General features: G+C 41.6%; 19 protein-coding genes. 6 read left to right on the top strand and 13 right to left on the bottom strand.

Going from position 1 to position 19,331, the window contains the following annotated elements; all coding sequences use genetic code 11:
- Positions 1-2 precede the first annotated feature (2 nt).
- From LA313_RS06780 to trhO, 3 genes are all read right to left on the bottom strand, one after another.
- A complete protein-coding gene (locus LA313_RS06780; RefSeq protein WP_228913922.1) occupies positions 3-497 on the bottom strand; it encodes a gliding motility lipoprotein GldH in 495 nt (164 codons plus the stop codon).
- Entirely contained in the window at positions 490-1,644 is a 1,155-nt protein-coding gene (locus LA313_RS06775) for a PSP1 domain-containing protein (RefSeq protein WP_228913921.1), read from the bottom strand. The genes LA313_RS06780 and LA313_RS06775 overlap by 8 nt, the downstream gene beginning before the upstream one ends.
- Before the next feature lie 117 nt (positions 1,645-1,761).
- Positions 1,762-2,793: an oxygen-dependent tRNA uridine(34) hydroxylase TrhO gene (trhO, locus tag LA313_RS06770; protein WP_228913920.1), complete on the bottom strand. Its 1,032-nt coding sequence runs from the start codon at positions 2,791-2,793 to the stop codon at positions 1,762-1,764.
- A 366-nt stretch (positions 2,794-3,159) separates the two neighbouring features.
- Here trhO and recA point away from each other — a divergent pair, with 366 nt between their 5' ends.
- The 3 genes from recA to LA313_RS06755 all read left to right on the top strand — a co-directional run bounded on the left by recA (position 3,160) and on the right by LA313_RS06755 (position 6,446).
- Complete coding sequence (recA, locus tag LA313_RS06765; protein ID WP_228913919.1) at positions 3,160-4,173, top strand: recombinase RecA; 1,014 nt, start codon at positions 3,160-3,162, stop codon at positions 4,171-4,173.
- Positions 4,174-4,593: 420 nt separating this feature from the next.
- Complete coding sequence (locus tag LA313_RS06760) at positions 4,594-5,136, top strand: RNA polymerase sigma factor (protein ID WP_228913918.1); 543 nt, start codon at positions 4,594-4,596, stop codon at positions 5,134-5,136.
- A gap of 2 nt (positions 5,137-5,138) precedes the next feature.
- Entirely contained in the window at positions 5,139-6,446 is a 1,308-nt protein-coding gene (locus tag LA313_RS06755; RefSeq protein ID WP_228913917.1) for a hypothetical protein, read from the top strand.
- Here LA313_RS06755 and LA313_RS06750 read toward each other — a convergent pair.
- Positions 6,443-7,186: a lysophospholipid acyltransferase family protein gene (locus LA313_RS06750; RefSeq protein WP_228913916.1), complete on the bottom strand. Its 744-nt coding sequence runs from the start codon at positions 7,184-7,186 to the stop codon at positions 6,443-6,445. The genes LA313_RS06755 and LA313_RS06750 overlap by 4 nt on opposite strands.
- Before the next feature lie 74 nt (positions 7,187-7,260).
- On the opposite strand from LA313_RS06750, the gene trpS reads away from it, so the two are divergent.
- The gene (gene trpS / locus LA313_RS06745; RefSeq protein WP_228913915.1) at positions 7,261-8,229 is read left to right on the top strand and encodes a tryptophan--tRNA ligase; all 969 of its coding nucleotides are present in this window, start codon (positions 7,261-7,263) and stop codon (positions 8,227-8,229) included.
- On the opposite strand, the gene dprA is transcribed toward trpS, so the two are convergent.
- Positions 8,226-9,326 (bottom strand): DNA-processing protein DprA, encoded by a 1,101-nt coding sequence (dprA, locus tag LA313_RS06740; RefSeq protein WP_228913914.1) that lies wholly within the window; start codon positions 9,324-9,326, stop codon positions 8,226-8,228. The genes trpS and dprA overlap by 4 nt on opposite strands.
- A gap of 95 nt (positions 9,327-9,421) precedes the next feature.
- Here dprA and LA313_RS06735 point away from each other — a divergent pair, with 95 nt between their 5' ends.
- On the top strand, positions 9,422-10,351 hold the full coding sequence (locus tag LA313_RS06735; RefSeq protein WP_228913913.1) for an HU domain-containing protein: 930 nt from the start codon (positions 9,422-9,424) through the stop codon (positions 10,349-10,351).
- A 223-nt stretch (positions 10,352-10,574) separates the two neighbouring features.
- Positions 10,575-11,090, top strand: a complete 516-nt coding sequence (locus LA313_RS06730; RefSeq protein ID WP_228913912.1) for an acyl-CoA thioesterase — start codon at positions 10,575-10,577, stop codon at positions 11,088-11,090.
- 232 nt (positions 11,091-11,322) lie between these two features.
- On the opposite strand, the gene LA313_RS06725 is transcribed toward LA313_RS06730, so the two are convergent.
- From LA313_RS06725 to atpG, 8 genes are all read right to left on the bottom strand, one after another.
- On the bottom strand, positions 11,323-12,546 hold the full coding sequence (locus LA313_RS06725) for a murein hydrolase activator EnvC family protein (RefSeq protein WP_228913911.1): 1,224 nt from the start codon (positions 12,544-12,546) through the stop codon (positions 11,323-11,325).
- Positions 12,543-13,325, bottom strand: a complete 783-nt coding sequence (locus LA313_RS06720; RefSeq protein WP_228913910.1) for a DUF4292 domain-containing protein — start codon at positions 13,323-13,325, stop codon at positions 12,543-12,545. Before LA313_RS06720 ends, LA313_RS06725 begins: the two co-directional genes overlap by 4 nt.
- Positions 13,326-13,331: 6 nt before the next feature.
- Positions 13,332-14,693: a tetratricopeptide repeat protein gene (locus tag LA313_RS06715; RefSeq protein ID WP_228913909.1), complete on the bottom strand. Its 1,362-nt coding sequence runs from the start codon at positions 14,691-14,693 to the stop codon at positions 13,332-13,334.
- 21 nt (positions 14,694-14,714) lie between these two features.
- Positions 14,715-15,725: a sugar phosphate nucleotidyltransferase gene (locus LA313_RS06710; protein WP_228913908.1), complete on the bottom strand. Its 1,011-nt coding sequence runs from the start codon at positions 15,723-15,725 to the stop codon at positions 14,715-14,717.
- A 125-nt stretch (positions 15,726-15,850) separates the two neighbouring features.
- The gene (dut, locus tag LA313_RS06705; protein WP_228913907.1) at positions 15,851-16,282 is read right to left on the bottom strand and encodes a dUTP diphosphatase; all 432 of its coding nucleotides are present in this window, start codon (positions 16,280-16,282) and stop codon (positions 15,851-15,853) included.
- Positions 16,283-16,312: 30 nt separating this feature from the next.
- Positions 16,313-17,767: an oligosaccharide flippase family protein gene (locus LA313_RS06700; protein WP_228913906.1), complete on the bottom strand. Its 1,455-nt coding sequence runs from the start codon at positions 17,765-17,767 to the stop codon at positions 16,313-16,315.
- A 35-nt stretch (positions 17,768-17,802) separates the two neighbouring features.
- Positions 17,803-18,309 (bottom strand): hypothetical protein, encoded by a 507-nt coding sequence (locus LA313_RS06695; RefSeq protein WP_228913905.1) that lies wholly within the window; start codon positions 18,307-18,309, stop codon positions 17,803-17,805.
- Positions 18,310-18,429: 120 nt separating this feature from the next.
- On the bottom strand, positions 18,430-19,290 hold the full coding sequence (gene atpG / locus LA313_RS06690; RefSeq protein WP_228913904.1) for an ATP synthase F1 subunit gamma: 861 nt from the start codon (positions 19,288-19,290) through the stop codon (positions 18,430-18,432).
- Positions 19,291-19,331: the final 41 nt, after the last annotated feature.

The raw sequence follows: 19,331 nt of genomic DNA, 5'->3' as shown, positions 1-19,331 counted from the left end.
TATTATTGTTGTTGTTTAATGTCTTCTATTCTAAAACCCACTTCGGTAATACCTTCAAGGTTTTCAATCCCCTGTACACTGTCCCGCCTACGCATTGCCTGTTGTATGGTTACACTGTATTCCCCGGGCTCTGTAAACTTCATATTCTCTTTATACCAAAGCTTACTTTCTTTTACATCACCAAAGCCCGTGCCAAGCCATTCTCCCGTAGGCGCAGCCATCTCATATTGAAGGGTATCGCTTATCACTTTGCCATTTGGAAAGTTAAGTTCGGTAATTAAATAAATGTTGCTGAAGTCGTAATCTGAATTATTCCTGAGATTGATAAACAGGTTATAATTATTGAGCGTATCTGGTGCCTCAAAATTCAATTTCACCATCGAATCCCGATGCCATTCTCCCTGGATAGACTCGTATTCATCATAAACCCGGGTTTTGTCACAGGACGCAAAAAATAAAACTCCCACAAAGAGAAAGAAAAAAGATACCCTATCCATCCTTTTGAGGTTTTCTCTTTTTGCGTTTGTTCTTTCTCTTTTTCTTCCCGGTTCCTTTAGAATCAAAACGGGTAAGACTGTCCTGCCCTACTACATTGTGATAGTCTGGTTTTTCTTCCTGCTGCACCTCTACGGCAAATTCTTCCAGGCTGTTTACAGGCTCCTTCTTTTGGTTAGCCTTAATGATGGTATTCGCCTGTTCTACGGTAAGCGTATGCCAGTTACTCCAGTCGCCCTCATAGGCATACCACAAAAATCCTTTGAAAATATCAATTTTTTGACACACTGCAGTACCCTTCTTTGTGTACAGCTTTACTTCTGTCTTTGGGAAATTCTTTAGGGCATCCAGGTAAGTATCCAGTTCATAGTTGAGACAACATTTCAGCTTTCCGCACTGTCCTGCCAGCTTCTGAGGGTTAAGAGAAAGTTGCTGATATCTTGCTGCGGAAGTATTTACGCTTCGGAAGTCGGTAAGCCAGGTAGAGCAGCACAATTCCCTTCCGCAGGAACCAATTCCCCCAAGACGGGAAGCTTCCTGCCTGAAGCCGATCTGCCGCATTTCAATTCGCGTATTGAATTCTCTCGCAAATTCCTTGATGAGCTGCCTAAAATCTACTCTTTCTTCAGCAGTGTAGTAAAAAGTGGCTTTTGAAGCATCTCCCTGGAATTCAATGTCGCTTATCTTCATTTGAAGATTAAGGCGAATAGCGATCTCACGGGCGCGGACTTTCATTTTCTCCTCCCGCTCACGCGCTTCCTGCCAAATGTCTATATCACGCTGGGTGGCTTTACGATATATTTTTAGCACTTCAGGACTGTCCTGTCGCACCTTTTTCTTCTTCATTTGCACGCGCACCAATTCTCCCACCAAAGATATTACGCCCACATCGTGTCCCGGTGAAGCCTCTGTAGCTACCACGTCACCTATACTTAAACTTAAATTTTCTGTATTCTTAAAAAAGTGTTTCCGGCCGTTCTTAAAACGTATTTCCACTATATTAAAGGCTTCCATACCCTGCGGAAGCTCCATATTTGATAACCAGTCGAACACCGAAAGCTTATTACAACCATCGGTCCCGCAGGTCCCATTATTCTTACATCCTTTTGGCTGACCGTCTTTGCCGGTAGCACAACTACTACATCCCATATTTTATATATTGAAATTCTGGGCACAGAATATCCTGTTCCCGAATTGTGACGTTATTAAAAACTATTGAGGTAAATATACCATTATTTATGGAACGTGTTCTTGAGGAACTAATTGTCAGTTCTTAAATTTAAGAACCTCAGAACGCCCTTTTTTAAAGATCTTGTTGCTGTTTCCCTTGCCTTTTCTCAAGGCTTTCTGCTCTTCATAAGGCAGTGCTGCAATGTCCTTACATTCGGCTGAACAGCAGGTGTTCATTTGCTCCGAACAATCTTCACACTGGATGAACAACAGGTGACAAGCCTCGTTGGCACAATTAACGTGTACATCACAGGGTTTTCCACACTGGTGACAATTTGAAATCACATCTTCACTTATGCGTTCCCCCCGGCGATGATCAAAAACGAAATTTTTCCCGAGGAATTTATTCTCAAGGTTCAGGTTTTGTACCTGGCGTGCATATTCAATGATCCCTCCCTCAAGTTGATAAACCTTTTGAAAACCTTTGTGCTTGTAATAGGCGCTGGCTTTTTCACAGCGAATTCCGCCGGTACAGTACATGACGAGGTTCTTATCTTCCTTGTGATCTTTAATATCTTCTTCAATAAGATCAAGACTGTCTCTAAACGTATCAACATCGGGTGTCATTGCCCCTTTAAAGTGCCCAATTTCACTCTCGTAGTGATTACGCATATCTACCAGGATGGTATTTGGATCGTCCAAAAGTTCATTAAATGATTTTGCATCCACGTGTACCCCTTTGTTGGTCACATCAAATGTCTCATCATTAAGACCGTCGGCAAGGATCTTATCGCGAACTTTTACCTTCAGCTTCAGGAAAGATTTTATATCGTGTTCAATGGCGATGTTAAGCCGAACGTTCTCGAGGAAATAAATTCCGTCAAGGAATTCTTTGAATTTTCCGAAGTTTTTGGCGGGAACAGAAAGTTGAGCGTTGATACCTTCGTGAGCCACGTAGATCCTTCCGAGGACTTCCATTTCGTCCCAGGCGATAAAAAGATGATTTCGGAAAAGTTCTGGATTTCCAATTTTTGCATACTGATAGAAAGAGAGCGTAAGCCGGTCTTCCCCGGCCTCCTCAAGTAGAGATTCCCTTTCTTTAGCGCTTAATTTATTGTACAGTTGCATGCTATACCAATGATTTAAGGTTAAAGAATTTTGCGCAAAGATAAGGCTTTAAATGAAAAAATGCCCGGATGTGATATCGGGGCATTTTTTTCGAACGGCTAATTCGTTATTAATACTTTTAATTCTTCAACTAAAAATAAGAATAACGTTAGCCACCGTCCATTCGGCAGGTGCAGCTAAGATTAACTACTGCAGAACTGCCGGAAATACTTAGAATAATATTCCGTTTTAAAAATTTCATATACAGTTAATAGTTGGTTTACCTAATAGATGCACAAAAGCAGAAAAGGTTGCGTATTAATTTTATGCACTATTAAAAACTTATAGTATTTTAGCAGCAATATCATATAAAAGAAGCCGAATTAGATGAGTAACGAGAAAGAAAAAGAAGCAAAGTTAAAAGCCCTAAAGCTCACCCTTGACAAGATGGATAAAACCTATGGAAAAGGGACAGTAATGAAGATGAGTGACCAGAGTGTCCTTGATGTTGACGTGATCCCGAGTGGATCTTTAGGTCTTGATCTTGCACTTGGAGTTGGAGGATATCCCCGCGGTAGAGTTATCGAAATATATGGACCTGAATCTTCAGGTAAAACCACCCTTACCTTACACGCTATTGCCGAGGCACAAAAAGCAGGAGGAATTGCTGCATTTATTGATGCAGAACATGCCTTTGATCGTTTTTATGCTGAAAAACTCGGAATCGATCTTGAAAACCTGATCATTTCACAGCCCGACAACGGGGAGCAGGCACTTGAAATTACCGATAACCTGATCCGTTCAGGAGCTATTGACATTATCGTAATTGATTCTGTTGCTGCTTTAACACCAAAATCAGAGATCGAAGGTGAGATGGGGGATTCAAAAATGGGATTACACGCCCGTCTTATGTCTCAGGCACTTCGGAAGTTAACTGCTTCCATTAGCAAAACCCACTGTACCGTTATTTTCATCAACCAGTTGAGAGAGAAGATCGGGGTTATGTTTGGAAATCCTGAAACTACTACAGGTGGTAACGCCTTGAAATTCTATGCTTCCATTCGTCTGGACATTAGAAGATCAACCCAGATCAAGGACAGCAATAGCGAAGTTCAGGGGAACAAGACCAGAGTGAAAGTTGTAAAGAACAAAGTTGCTCCCCCCTTCAAAACTGCCGAATTTGACATCATGTATGGGGAAGGGGTTTCTAAGATTGGAGAGATCATCGACATAGGTGTGGATTACGAGATCATTAAAAAGAGTGGTTCATGGTTTAGCTATGAAGACACCAAACTTGGCCAGGGCCGTGATGCGGTGAAAATTTTGTTGAAGGACAATCCAGATCTTATGGAGGAGCTTGAAACAAAAATTGTGGCGGCGATGAAAGTCGCAAAAGCATAAAAAACACTTAAAATCCCGAAATTTTCGGGATTTTTTCTTTTTCGGGCGCAACCATTTGCACTTTTCTGCATCTCTGTAATACAGACCCCAATTTGCCATTGCCGTTATGAAAGATCGACCAGAGACTAATGACTGCGACCCCTACTGTGAAAACGGCATAATAAAGAGGGAAATTTTAAAGGCTAATTCCTCCGGAAGACCGGGAACCTCTCACGATTCCCGCTCTTCCTTTTTTAAGAAATCTCCCCCCCCACGACATTTAAGAAGTTCAATTAGCCGCCTGCCGGTTTTAATTTGTGTTGCAGAACCAGCTGAAATTCCTATATTTAGGTTTCCTCCTGGCCCTGTGCGACCAAAGGAGAGCCATAAAAGAGCGGCCGCTATGCTGCCATTTTTCAACAGCACTTAAAGATTGGGATATTGAGCATCAAACAACTCATACGAAAATGCAAGAAGCAGGACATTAAGGCGCAGGAGCAGCTTTACAAGATGTTTGCGCATAAATTGTTCCCTGTTTGCCTTAAGTATTCTTCCAGTTATCAACAGGCAGAAGACAACCTCCAGGACGCATTTTTGATGATCTTTAAAAATATGTCTCAATATAAAAACAAAGGTTCCTTTGAAGGATGGATGAAAAGGATCGTAATCAACACTGCCCTTCAAAAATACCGTAAACAAACAGTTTTTGAAATCATTAAAGATGATTACCATAAAGAGCCCGAAATTGAAGTAGAAGAAGATGAAGTTTCTGTCGATTATTTACTCGAGATCATACAACAGTTGCCCGACAGGTACAGGCAGGTTTTTAACCTGTACGTACTCGACGGATTTTCTCATAAAGAAATTGCCGATATGCTGAATATTTCAACCGGAACCTCAAAATCAAACCTGGCAAGGGCCAGGGTGATCCTGAAAGAAAAAATAGAAACCAGCCTTTTTAAAACCGCCGCCCGCTCTGTATAATAATGAAGGAAAAGAAATACATAGACCGGCTCTATCAGGAGAAGTTTCGGGATTTTGAAGCGGCACCGCGCGAGGCTGTTTGGAAATCTTTAGAAGCCAGGCTTCAGGAAAAGCAAAAGCGGCGGGCAGCTGTTCCTCTCTGGTACAGGTATGCGGGTGTTGCTGCACTACTGGCTTTTATCCTTATGTTGGGAGACTGGATCCTTCCTGTGCCTCCTTCTGCAGCGGTAGCGAACGAAGAAATAGAAGAAACAACCCTCCTTCCTACCTCGCCGTCCATTTCCCCGGCTGGTTCTCAGGAAATTATGGCTCCTTCAGGAGCAACGAGGGCTATTGTTGATTATGACAACTCGCAGGAAGAATCTGACTTAAATTCAACTCCTGTAATTGCTCTAAATACTTCCGGAAAAGACCAAAGAAACACTGAAGAAGCTGCTTCAAAAATGGCTGTGAGAAATGCTATTTTTGACACCCCTGTCCCGGTAGCAGAGGTTCCGCTTCAGCAAGAAAAAAAGAATTCCATTCCTGAAGAGCTTAAGCCTTCGATCTTCGATGCTCTTAAACCTTCCGAAGATATAGAGATCGCAAGCAGCGAACGCAAAAGTAATTTTGAGGTCTCCACTCACGCTACACCTATTTATTATGGGAAAATGGGAAAAGCAAATCCTCTTGACGTGGGTTACAATGACAGCCGCGAGGCAGAAGTCACTTATTCTTATGGGGTGAGACTGGCCATGAACATTAGCGAAAAGGTAAAAATAAGATCTGGAATAAGCCGGGTGGACCTTAGCTACAGTTCCAGCGGCCTGGGCTACCGGACGGCTACAGGAATTTATTCTGTGAGAAATGCTTCTTTGGTTAGAGTTAATGACACCGATGTGAAAATGGTCACAGGCGGTGTGGATGGCAGGACCCGAAGTAGCACAAACCGTACTCCTTCAGGAGTAATTACTCAGGGGAATTTAAACCAGAAGATGGGATATATTGAAGTTCCGGTAGAATTTGAAATTAATATTGTAGAGAAGAAGCTCGAACTAAATCTTATTGGAGGGGGAAGTACACTTTTCCTGGATGAAAATGAAGTTACCCTTAACACCGGGAACATTTCTGCAGCAGGAAAGGCTGAAAACCTCAATGATGTGAGTTTTAGTGCAAACCTTGGGCTTGGACTGGATTATAATCTTTCAGAAAAATTTAAACTCAATCTGGAGCCTATTTTAAAGTATCAAATTAATACCTTTGATAGACCCACGGGAGACGTGCAACCCTACTTTTTTGGAGTGTATACCGGGTTTAGTTTCAAATTTTAAGCCCGTTGATCATCTAATAATTCCTGTTGGATAATATTCCAGGTCTTTTCTCTGATTTCCTTTTTATTCTCTTGCCCCAGGCCTTGTGTAGGTAAAAATTCTTTGATTTTCACTCTCATTCTTCCGGGACTTCCTTTTGTGAAAATATATGGAAACCGCTTTTTATTATCATAGAATACCAGAGGTACAATAGGGATTTGATGCGCAATGGCTAATCTAAAAGCTCCGTCTTTGAAAGTATCGAGAAGGAGCGACGTATCTGCGGGCACGCCACCTTCAGGAAAAATGCAAATACTGGTACCATTGTTTAGTCTGCGTTGAGCGCTATCAAAAACTTCTTTCCGGCTTCTTTGATTTCCGCGGTCAACTAAAATACAGGTGCGTTTATAAAAGTATCCAAAAAGGGGAATTTTAACCAGCTCTTTTTTTCCGACAAAAACAAAGGGACTCTTCACAACCGCAAGCATGAGCATAATATCGGTCATCGACGTATGATTGGCTACAAGCATGTAGCTCTCACCTTTTACCAGTTTCTGTTCCCGTTTGATCTTCGGATAAAATCCCATTCCATAAAGAATAAACAAGGCCCACCAGCGGGCGATCATAAAAAATTGCGGATAGAACTTCGTGCGGGAAGTAAACAACAGTAAAAACGGAAAAAATACAATTATGGGAATGGCCATCAAGATGTAGAACCATATTCTCCACAAGACAACCAGGAAAGACCTAAGTATGAGCATGTGGCCAAAAGTAAGGAATTGAATTGAAGGTATTCCTTAAAAAAGATACCTTTGTAGAAAAATACAAAAAGCCAATGTCAAGAATACTTACGGGAGTACAAAGTACCGGTACTCCTCACCTTGGAAACATTTTAGGAGCTATTATTCCAGCCGTGGAAATGGCAAACAACCCAAAGAACGATTCATTCTTATTTATAGCAAATCTCCATACCCTCACCCAAATAAAAGATCCCAAAATCCTAAGGGAAAATACACTCTCTACGGCAGCAACCTGGCTGGCTTTTGGTCTTGATGTTGACAAAACGGTATTCTACAGACAAAGCGATATTGCACAGGTGACAGAGCTTACCTGGTACCTCAATTGTTTTTTTCCATATCAAAGGTTGACCCTGGCCCATTCTTTTAAAGATAAAGCCGACAGACTTGAAGACGTGAATGCAGGGCTTTTCGACTATCCTATTTTAATGGCTGCAGATATTCTTTTGTATGATGCCGAAATTGTGCCGGTAGGGAAAGATCAATTACAACACCTGGAAATGACAAGGGATGTGGCTTCCCGCTTCCATGCAAAAATGGGAGAAACATTTGTAATGCCCGATGCCCGTGTTTCTGAAGAAACTATGTATGTACCGGGAACAGACGGCGAAAAGATGAGCAAGTCTAAAGGCAATATCATCAACCTCTTCCTGCCCGACAAGCAGCTTAGAAAGCAGATCATGGGTATTCAAACAGATAGTACTGCCCTGGAGGACCCAAAGGATCCAGATACAGATAATGTTTTCAATATTTACAAATTGGTAGCTACCAAAGAGCAAACTGCGGAGATGCGACAAAAGTATGAAGCAGGCGGTTTTGGTTATGGTCACGCCAAACAGGCATTATACGAGCTCTTGATCACCCGCTTTGAAAAAGAACGTGCCCAGTACAATTATTATATGGAAAATCCTGAAAAAATTGAAGAGGCACTTGAGGTAGGAGCAGAAAAGGCACGAAAAGTAGCCCATGAGGTATTAAACAGAGTTAGAAAGAAGTTAGGATATTAGACTGCTTCAAATAATTTTCCCGGCAAAGGCCGCACTACTCCTTTAAGTTCCATGTTGAGCAAAAGGCTTGCGGCCTTGAAGGTGGGAATACTACAATTGAGGGCAATGAGATCGAGCTGTTCCCTGCCTCTGTCTTTTAAATAGTCATAAAGCTCCTCTTCCTCCTCCTCAAGCTCTACAAAAAGCTGTTTTTGGACAGGTTTGGATTTAGAATCCGGTAACCAATTAAGTATATAGGCAACATCTGCAGCAGAGGTTAACACATGAGCCTGCTGGGATTTAATAAGCATGTTGCAGCCTTTGCTCTGCAGGTCTGTAGGACGACCGGGCACTGCAAAAACTTCCCGGTTATAGGAATTTGCAATATCGGCAGTTACCAGGGAACCTCCTTTTTCGGCACTTTCTATAACGACAGTAGCCTCACTAAGCCCGGCAATTATTCGGTTCCGTTTTAAAAAATTGTTGCGGTCAAAAATATCTGTACTCCAAAAATCGGTGAGAAACCCTCCGTTTTCTTCTACTCCTGCAATATATTTTTGATGCACCCCGGGATAGATCTGGTTTAGGCCATGAGCAAGGCAACCAATTGTTTGCAAATTGTATTTCATGGCTGCCTTTTGTGCAGCAATATCAATTCCATAAGCAAAACCCGATACTATTACAGGGTCCAGCGGTGCAAGCTCTTCTATGAATTTCTCAACAAAGGCCACTCCGTGTGTGGTTGCCCTACGGGTGCCGACAATGCTTAAGATTTTTTTGTTGATAAGATCTATGTTTCCTCGTTGGAAAAGCAGAATTGGACCATCCAAACAATGTTTTAATTTTTCGGGATAATCTTTATCCTGAAAGTACAATGTTTTAATGTCATTTTTGAAGATATACTCCAACTCCTTTTCGGAAGCTTCAAGATTTTTAGACGAAAAAAGATCGGTGAGCTTTGTACTGCCTATACCATCTATTTTAAGTAAGGCAGATTTTTTTTCCTTGAAAACTGCCTCGGCAGAACCCGTGTGACGGATAAGTTTTTTAGCTGAAGCATCCCCTAGATTCGGGACGTGCTGAAGGGCTAAAACAAACTGTAAATCAGAAACTTCCATGTCAAAATTAAAGCCTGAAAAATAGAGCAAAAATTTGTTAATAAAATATGCAAAGCCTGTTTTTTGAGAAAATAAAAATTTCTACATTTGTTTCAATGGCAGTAGCAAATTACATCCACGATCTATTATACCGTTACGAATGCGTGATCCTTCCGGGATTTGGAGCTTTTATCACTCAACAGCATTCGGCAGGCATCCATCAATCGACTCAGGAGTTTTACCCTCCCAAAAAAACAGTTTCTTTTAACCGTCAATTGGTTAAGAACGACGGTCTTTTGGCGAACTACATCATGGAGGCTGAAAAAGTTTCTTATGATGCTGCTATTGAACAGATCAATCACTTTGTTCACGAACTCGAGCTTGTACTGGAAAAGAACAGAACAGTGAGTTTTGAAAATGTAGGTTCTTTTACCTTGAATGAAGGTGAGAAACTACAATTTGAACCTGCTGCACAAACAAATTTCCTTAAAGAAGCATTTGGACTGAGTTCCTTTACAAGAACTACTGTTTCCAGAGAAGTATACAAACAACAGGCTGAAGAACTGGAAGAAAAAGCTCCGGTTGCCTTTACTCCCGAAAGAAGATCGGGACGCTGGTTGAAGTACGCAGCTGTGGGCCTTCTTGCTATCGGACTTAGCGGTGCTGCCGGATTTAATATTTATACCGATCAGGTTAGCGAACACAATATTGCTGAACAACAAAAAGCTGTTTCCAAACTTGAAAGTCAAATCCAGCAAGCTACTTTTGTCATAGACAACCCTCTTCCTGCCGTTACATTAAAGGTTTCAAAACAAACAGGAGATTTCCATATTGTTGCAGGTGCCTTTAGAGAATCCGAGAACGCTGCAAAAGCAGTTGAGGAATTAAAAGCACAGGGCTTTAAAGCCAGACAGATTGGTGAAAACAGATTCGGTCTTCACCAGGTTTTATCAAGCAGCCACGAAAGCCGCAGAGATGCTATAAATGAGCTTTACAGGGTGAAAAAGACAAATCCCGGAGCCTGGCTACTTGTGGAAAAACTGTAAATCAATTTACCTTTCTTATTTTATTAATTAGCAGTAAAAGAAATTCAGGTTAACTCATTTCGGCTGTAAACAATGTTTTATTCCTTTGCTTTTTTGTACTCCAGGTTAAATGACTTAGCCTTTAGAGTCATTATTACCCAATAAATAATCCCCTACTTACTTTTTAATAAGCTCTTAAGTCTTTTTTAATCCTAAGCGGCTTACCTTTGCCGAAAATTCAGAAATGCAAGCCAGAACTCCCGAAGAATCTAAAACTACCCTTACAGACCTTGTTCTCCCAAGCGAAACCAATCCTTTAAACAACCTTTTTGGAGGGGAACTACTCGCCCGCATGGATCGCGCAGCCAGTATTGCTGCCCGTAGGCACAGCCGCCGAATTGTAGTTACCGCCTCGGTCAATCATGTAGCTTTTAATAAAGCAGTACCTCTGGGAAGTGTGGTAACCGTGGAAGCCAAAGTTTCAAGGGCCTTTAAATCTTCAATGGAAATCTATATTGATGTTTGGGTAGAGGATCGTGAGAGTGGGCGACGCAGCAAAGCCAACGAAGCCATTTATACTTTCGTTGCTGTTGATGAGACTGGAACTCCTGTAAGTATTCCTCCCCTGGAACCCGAAACTGAACTGGAAAAGCAACGTTACGATGCAGCTTTGCGCCGCAAACAACTTAGTCTTGTATTAGCTGGGAAAATGAAGCCGGCTGATGCAACTGAGCTTAAGGCGTTGTTTGTAAATTCTTAGATGATTATTAAATCACATTAGGTAGGGCTATAATCTTAAACCTCAAGAAATTTTTATACCGCTCCTCCGGAGCCCCTGGTTTCCTTTGATTCCGTTTCCAGAAATATGTCGCTTCTCCGGAGCTAAAATACAGAACCTACCGGATTTTTTTATGTTCTAAACGTGTTGTAAAGTCTTCCTTCACTCCTATGAGTCTTGGCTCTCATGTCTTGATTCTTGACTCTTTCAAAAATTACATCTGATAGATCCATTCCTCAGGATTTAACTTTTGATTGTTTTTGTACATCACGAAGTACAGGGTGGTTCTCCCGTCGGTCTTGTTTATCGCAATGTCCCCAAGATCCTGGCCCAGAGCAACCTGCTGTCCTTTGCGAACATCAACAGATTCCAAGTGGTTATAAATTGTAATGTAGTCACCATGTCTAACCATGACCATAAGACTGGATCCCTTTACCGCAATGATCTCACTCACAGTACCTCCAAAAACGGCCCTGGCTTTTGTATTCGGATCTGTAGCGATCCTTACTCCGTTGCTGTTCATAGTAGCCGTTTTCACAATGGGGTGAGGCTGAGTTCCAAATCGTAAAACAACGGTTCCGGTCCGCACGGGCCACGGCAATTGTCCTTTATTCTTTTCAAAATCGGCGGCAAGGGCTTTTGCCTCCGGGGTTAGTTTGAAGACGCTCCTGGAAGTAGAACCCTCGGCTTTATTGTTTGCCGCAATGGCTTCCTCAATTATTCTTTCAATCTCACGGTCAATAGCATTTATTTCCTGCTGCTTTTTACGCAACTGCGAGGCAAACTGACCCTCCTTCTTACGAACTTCGGCAATTAGTCCCTGCTGCTGTTTTCTGCTCTTATCAAGTTGTGCCCGGGTTTGACGGTTTTCAGCAATAAGTTTGTCCTTAGCCTTCTTCTGTTCTGCCAGACTTTGATTAAGCTCCTGAAGCTCTCCTGTACGAATCTTTATCTCCTCCCCTTGTTGATGCCTGTAATTGGCATACTGCTTCATATACTGAAGTCTTTTATAGGCTTGCAAAAAGTTTTCCGAGGAAAGAAGGAACATGATCCTGCTTTGCTGAGATTTACTTTTATAAGACCGGCTGATCATTTTGCTGTAGTCTTCCTTGAGCTGCTCCAGCTCCTTGCGAAGCTCTCCAATTTTATTTTGATTAGTATTGATCTCACGGGTGAGTAAATTCGCCTGTTGATTTGTTACCCGAATAAGGTTTTCTGTAGTACGAATTTGCTGGTCGAGGTCTTCTACCTCGGTAAGTATGGACTTTTGCTTTTGAAGATTTGAAGTACGCAGAGAATTAATCCTCTTGATCTCTTGCTGTAACTCCAGCCTACGCTGTTCGAGCTCCTCCCGCTTATTTTCCTGGGCAAAGCCATGGAGACTCAACAATAAAAATCCTGCAAAAAAGGCAAGTCGTAGTAGAACCTTTATCTTCATTCTATGCTAATTTCTTCGTAGCCCGAAGGTATTGAAAAAGGAAATGAAACCGGAACATTGAATTCAATGTTTCTAAAGCTCATGTCAATTCTTGTATTATCGGCAGCTTCAGTGGCAATTATCTGGATTTGCGATGGGAAAATTTGTCCCTGCACCTTTTGATATTCGGGATAAGTGACTGTTACACTCCTGTTTTCACGCTCCTGCCCCAGTTGCTGTGCGACGGCTTTGAAATTTCCCGCGTCGAGCAGGAACATACGCTTAAGAAAATTCTCCTGAACAGGCTGTAGTTGATAACCCCGGGCAGATTCTGTCAACTTATATCTTTCATCTCTAAGGTCGTAAATGGTTTGCCCCAGCAATAGATTCTGAACCTTTTGGTAATCCAGCGGAGTCCCCAACAAATCGCTCAATAAACTGAAATCTCCATTGAAGTAAGTTTTTGTAATTTTCTCATAAAACTGAACCGAATTAGGAGTGATCATTACCTTCGCCAGCGGAATTCCAAGTAGTTGTCCGCTCATCCAGATAGTATCATCCTTTTTCATCCTGAAGTTCACAGTTACACTCTGGCTTCTTTCTTCAGTTTGATAATTCAACCCAAGCTTCCCCTGTAAGGTTTCAAATTTAACCTCATTATCATAGTGTTGGTTAACTACGGCCGCAACAGCAGCATCTTCGGGAGCTACAGTGCCCATTTTAGCTTTTCTTGCCCCACCACATGAGGAGAAAAGAATTAGAATTAAGAGAAGCAGGGGGATAATCCGTTTGTAGGTCATTCAGTTTTAATTTATTTTTTCAGCTTTTTTTAAAGCCTCTTCAGCTTTCTGGGCTTGATTGAGACCATTATATGTCACAGCTAACTGCCTGTAAAATTCCTTTTCGTTTTCGGGATCCTCAATGAGATAATCCAGGCCGGTGAGCAACGCTTCTTCAGCTTTTTTAAAGTCTTTAAGCACGTTGTGTGCTGTGCCTTCCATAAGGAACAGCCAGGCTTGAGTCGGGAAGATCTCTAATCCTTCTTGGCTTAGTAGTTTTACCTCTTCAAAATTTGCGGCTTCAGCTTCCAGTTTTATTACATCACGGTATAATCCGAAATCATCTTTTTCATGCTCAAGAGCAGTCCTGTAATAATTTAAGGCTTCTGCCTTATTTCCCTTTTCGATAAAGAAAGTTCCCAACTGCTTATAAACCTTGAGATTGTTTTCTTTTTCTGAGAATACCTGTACCAGCTGTATCAAATCTTCTTCCAAAGAAGGATTTTCGGTGACATATATTAAAAAATCATTGAGCGCCTGATATTTTGTAACCTCGTCAATTTGATCACTGTTGAGCAGGACATTCATAGATTTTACTGCTTTTTCAGCTTCATCACCGGCTATGTAGAACTTGTACAGGGCCAGATGGACAAGCTCAGAATCGGGATTCATAGCCAACAGCTCTTTTGCCGTCTCAAAAGCCTTCTCCACCTGCCCGTTTTCACTGTAGACAAAGATCAGGTTGAGATAGTCTTTCTCATCCTGTGGATTGTCTTCAATATTCTCCTGCAGATCACTGATCTGTGCCTCCACATTATTGGTGCGGGCATAAACCTGTCGCCGCAGACTTTCCCTGTAGGTACTGGAGCCTTTAGTATTATCCAGCGAGTCCAGCAAACCAAGTGCTGCCTCGTACTGCTCATTCTGAATATACAGATTTACCAGATCTTCGGAAAAAGCAGGATTCAGCCTTGCCAAATCCTTTACCACAGGTAGAGCTCTATCATATTCCTTACTTTGAAAATATGTGGTATAAAGTTCTTCCAGAATTCCCTCATTTTTAGGAACTGCTTTCCGGCCTTTTTCCAGATACACTGCAGCCTGGGAATATTGACCAAGAGCATTATAATTTTTGCCCAGCTCAAGATAAACTACAGGCTCATCGGGTTTTAATGCGAGGGCTTGCACTAATGCATCTATAGCCTTCTCATGATTCTCAATCGCCTTTTGCTTAAGAGCTTCAAAAAAATGTTCCTGAAAAGCATCTGTTACATTTCCCAGGTCATCCTGGGCCATTTCCACCACCGGCTTCTGTTTCTCCTGGGCATAGGAAAAGCTTCCCACCGGCAGCAGGGTCAAAAATGGGATTATGTAAAGACATTTTTTCATGCATTTTTACTGCCACGATATCTATTCCAGTACAGAGTAATCACCAATGCTAATTTCGGTAAACTTACCATTGAATTTAGCAAAGTTCCCAATCATGGCATTGTTCAAATCGGCATTTTGGACTTCTGCAAAGGTCTGGATCAGGCTGTTCTTTATTGTTGAATTACTAATTTTCGTTCCGTTCCCAATAGAAACATTGGGTCCTATTTTGGCATTTTTGAGAACCACGTTCTCCCCGATGAAACAAGGTTCAATGATTTCAGAATTTTCCATGTCAACATTGGAAGCCACAAGTTCTTCTCCGTCATCCTGAAGAAAATTCAGCATTCGCGTATTCGTTTCTACCGTTACCTGTTTATTTCCGCAGTCCATCCATTCATCTACCTTTCCTGGAACGAACCTTGCACCTTTTTGCTTCATGGATTCGATCCCGTCGTTGATCTGGTATTCACCCCCGCGAATTATGTTGTTGTCCAGCACTCCCTGCAGTTCATTTTTGAGAACAGCTACATCTTTGAAATAGTATATTCCGATCACGGCAAGGTCTGAAACATAATCTGTAGGTTTTTCAACAAGATCGGTGATCTCACGCTTCTCGTTTAACTTCACTACGCCATAGGCTGATGGATTTTCTACCTGTTTTACCCATATAACCGCATCGGCTTCTTTATCTAACGTAAAATCGGCCTTAAAAAGTGTATCGGCGTAAGCGATCACAGCCGGACCTTCTAAAGAATCCTTTGCGCACATGATCGCATGTCCTGTTCCAAGAGGCTTATCCTGATAATAGATCGTTCCTTTAGCACCCAAGGTCTGGGCAATTTCTTTAAGATCCTTTTCAACCTTATCGCCAAAATCTTCGCCGATTATAAAAGCGATCTCGTCGATCTTCTCGTCGAGTACTTTGGCAATATCTTCTACAAGACGGTGTACAATTGGTTTACCGGCAATGGGAATTAAAGGTTTTGGAACAGTTAAAGTATGAGGACGTAATCGCGACCCGCGACCCGCCATGGGAACTATGATTTTCATTTTTTTAGATTTGAGATATTAGATTTGAGACATGAGATTGAAAATTCCCACTCTGTTATTCGTTTGTTTTCGTTTTTAATTATTGGTGGTTTTAACCTGCCAACTGAGCACTGAATACTGCCAACTTATACACCCGTGCTTCCAAAGCCGCCTGTGCCGCGGGAGGTCTCTTCAAGATTATCGACTTCTTTCCAGGTGATATGTTCATGCCGGGAAATTACCATTTGTGCAATACGCTCCCCATCCTGAATTGTGAATTCTTCGTTCGACAGGTTCACAAGGATCACCCCGATTTCACCACGATAATCGGCATCTATTGTACCGGGAGAATTAAGTACGGTAATGCCTTTTTTGGCAGCCAAACCGCTTCGGGGTCTTACCTGCGCCTCGTATCCAACCGGCAATTCAATGAATAGACCGGTCTTAATAATAACTCTCTCCAGTGGTTTTAACGAAACAGATTCAGAAATATTTGCCCGCAGATCCATTCCTGCAGAGGAACCGGTCTCATAAGCCGGCAATTCGTGCTTTGATTTGTTGATTATTTTTACGTTCATTCTTTTTAGTTTTCTTCAGAAGAAGCAGGATTATGCCTTCTTCAAAAGCTGTTTTAACTGATCTTTTTCGGCGTAATAAATAAGGGCAAAAAAGATAAGAATTAATATACTCCCGATGTAATAATTATTTCTAAAAACATAGAAATAGACCACAGAAAAGCTGATCGAAACCAGGAGGTAGCCTCCTATACGCTTAAGGTCATAGGGAATGGGATAGTATTTCCTTCCGAAGTAATAGGAAAGCAACATCATACTGCCATAAGCGGCCATTGTCGCAATAGCCGAGCCCACATAGCTGTAATAAGGGATAAGCCAGAAGTTAAGTATTAAGGTGACTGCGGCTCCAAAAAGAGAGATGTAACCGGCGAATTTTGTGCGGTCACTTACCTTATACCAGACTGAAAGATTATGATAAATGCCCAGGAAAAAATTTGCTATCAGGATCATTGGCACCACCACCATGGCCTCCCAATAAGAAGAGTCCCGAATGAGCAGCAGCTTAAGCAAATCGGAAAAAATAGTAACAAGAACCAGGATAAGGGCACCAAAGATGACAAAATATTTCGTGATCATTGCATAGGTAGCAGTGGCATTCTTCTCCTTAGCGTGACTGAAGAAAAAAGGTTCGATCCCAAGCCTGAAAGCTGTGGCAAATAATGTCATAAACAGCGCCAGACGATAACAGGCCGCATAGGCCCCAACTTCAGATTTTGCAATATCCTGCGGCAGGAGCCAACCTAACAGGATCTTATCAAATACTTCATTTATTACAAAACCAATTCCGGCAATTAGGATTGGTGTACCATAAACCAACATCCTTTTCCAGAGTTCCCGGTCAAAGGTGTAAGGAAGCTTAATGTAGAATGGCAGCATCACAAGGAGCGTAAGACCGCTGGCAACCAGATTAGCTATGAGAATATAGGCAATCTCAAAATTTGGTATGTATAAGCTCTCAAAAAGAGCATTTTTGGATGCCAATTCCGGAAGATAAACAATGAAAAATATATTAAGACCAAGGTTAACTGCGACATTCCCAATCTTGATGGCAGCGAAGACCATGGGCTTTTCTTTTGCGCGCAACCAGGCAAATGGAATGGTTGCAAGCGCATCAAAAACAAGAATTAGGATAACGTATAACACGTAATGTGATGCTATGGATGTTGCAGACGCAATGTCATCCATAAAAGTCAAGCCTAAGACAAGAAAAATAATGGTGGAACCTATTAATGAAACAGCAGAAGTTGCGGTTACCTCCTTCCTGAAATTCTCCTGATGAAAAAAGCGGAAAAATGAGGTTTCCATCCCATAGGCCAGCAGTACGTTAAAAACCGCCATCCATGAAAAAACTATAGCAACTTCCCCAAACCCTTCGGGCGGCAGATAGGCGGAGTAGAGCGGCAGCAACAGGAAGGACAACATCCTTGGCACCACTGTGGCAACACCGTAAATAAAGGTTTGTTTAAATAGCTTCTGAAAAAGCGCCAATAGTTCCTGCTTGTGAATTCCTCACAAATGTACTATTAATGCCGAATGTTTTTAGGGTTTTTTAGCCGCACTTCTTCCGAATCCATTTTCTCAATATCTTTTATCCTGAAGTATTTCTCTTTTCCATTCCTGGTATATCGCACTACAGCTTCCCCTTCGGCAAGTTCAAAGGGAATTTTTTCAATCCTTACAGGAATTTCATTTCCATATTCCATTTTTGGATCCCTGTGCATTACCAGATCCTTTTTTTCACCCGGATCTTTAAACCGTGCGACATAAAGATTGGGTGTATTTTCCTCTTTTTGAAGTATCCCTTTCCTTCCGCGGAAGTAAACCGTATCCATCTTGATCTCTGCATCTGCAGATACAGGAATAAACAGATTAAACCCGGATCCTGCCGCTTTTACACCTCCTGTCCAGGTAGTGTAGTAAGCCTGTTCAACATCCTTAGGCGGCTCTTCCTGAAGGTGTTTCCCGTTGGCACAATTGCTAAAGCTGAAGATGACTAAAAGGGCTGAAAAGGAAAGGTAAAAAGGTTTCATGGTGCGAATTGTTTACTGTTCAGGCAATAGTACTTCAATTTTAGTACCAATTAAAAACAAAAAACTCCATGCCTGTCGACATGGAGTTGTAAAAAGCTGAAATTCAGCTGTATAATTATTCTATTTATTTAAAGCTTCAGCTCCACCTACGATCTCAAGGATCTCATTGGTAATGGAAGCCTGTCGTGCTTTATTGTAGGATAGTTTAAGGGAATCCCTAAGTTCGGTAGCGTTATCTGTAGCTTTATGCATGGCAGTCATACGCGCACCGTGTTCAGAAGCGAAAGAGTCTCTTAGCGCTTTATAAACCTGCATTTTTAGAGATTTAGGAATTAATTCCAGTACGATCTCTTCTTTTGAAGGTTCGAATATATAGTCTAAAGTAACATTCTCATCTTTTTCAACCGGCACAATGGGCAAAAACTGTTCTACCTGAACTTTCTGAGTAGCCGCATTTACAAATTGATTGTAAACGAGAATTATTTTGTCGTATTTACCCTCAACAAACAATTCCATAAGGTTCTGCGCAACAGCTTCTGCATTTTCAAAACTAAGATCATCATAGATTTCAGTTTCATTGCGAAAGATCTTGTGAGTCTTCTTTAGAATGTCGTTCGCCTTCTTACCAATGGTAAAGAATTCAACATTTTTGTTTTCGTAATCACGATTCACAACATACTTCGATGCCTTAACTATGTTCGAGTTAAACGCACCTGCCAATCCACGATTGGAAGAAATTGATACTATAAGGACATTATTCACCTCCCGCTGTTCAGAATACTTGCTGCTTTGTTCACTGTCAAGAGTGGCGCTAAGCGACTGTAGTAATTCAGAAAGCTTTTCAGAATAAGGTCTCATTGCAGTAATGGCATCCTGAGCTTTGCTCAACTTTGCAGCCGATACCATTTTCATGGCACTGGTGATCTGCATGGTTGAAGAAACCGAGGTGATCCTGCTTCGTAATTCTTTTAAATTGGCCATTATTGTTAAGTATTGAGTATTGAGATATTAGATGTGAGATC

The sequence above is a fragment of the Salinimicrobium sediminilitoris genome (assembly GCF_020866905.1).
GTDB lineage: Bacteria > Bacteroidota > Bacteroidia > Flavobacteriales > Flavobacteriaceae > Salinimicrobium > Salinimicrobium sediminilitoris.
The sequence above is the reverse complement of the archived record's forward strand: the minus strand, read 5'-3'. Positions and strand labels throughout refer to the sequence as shown.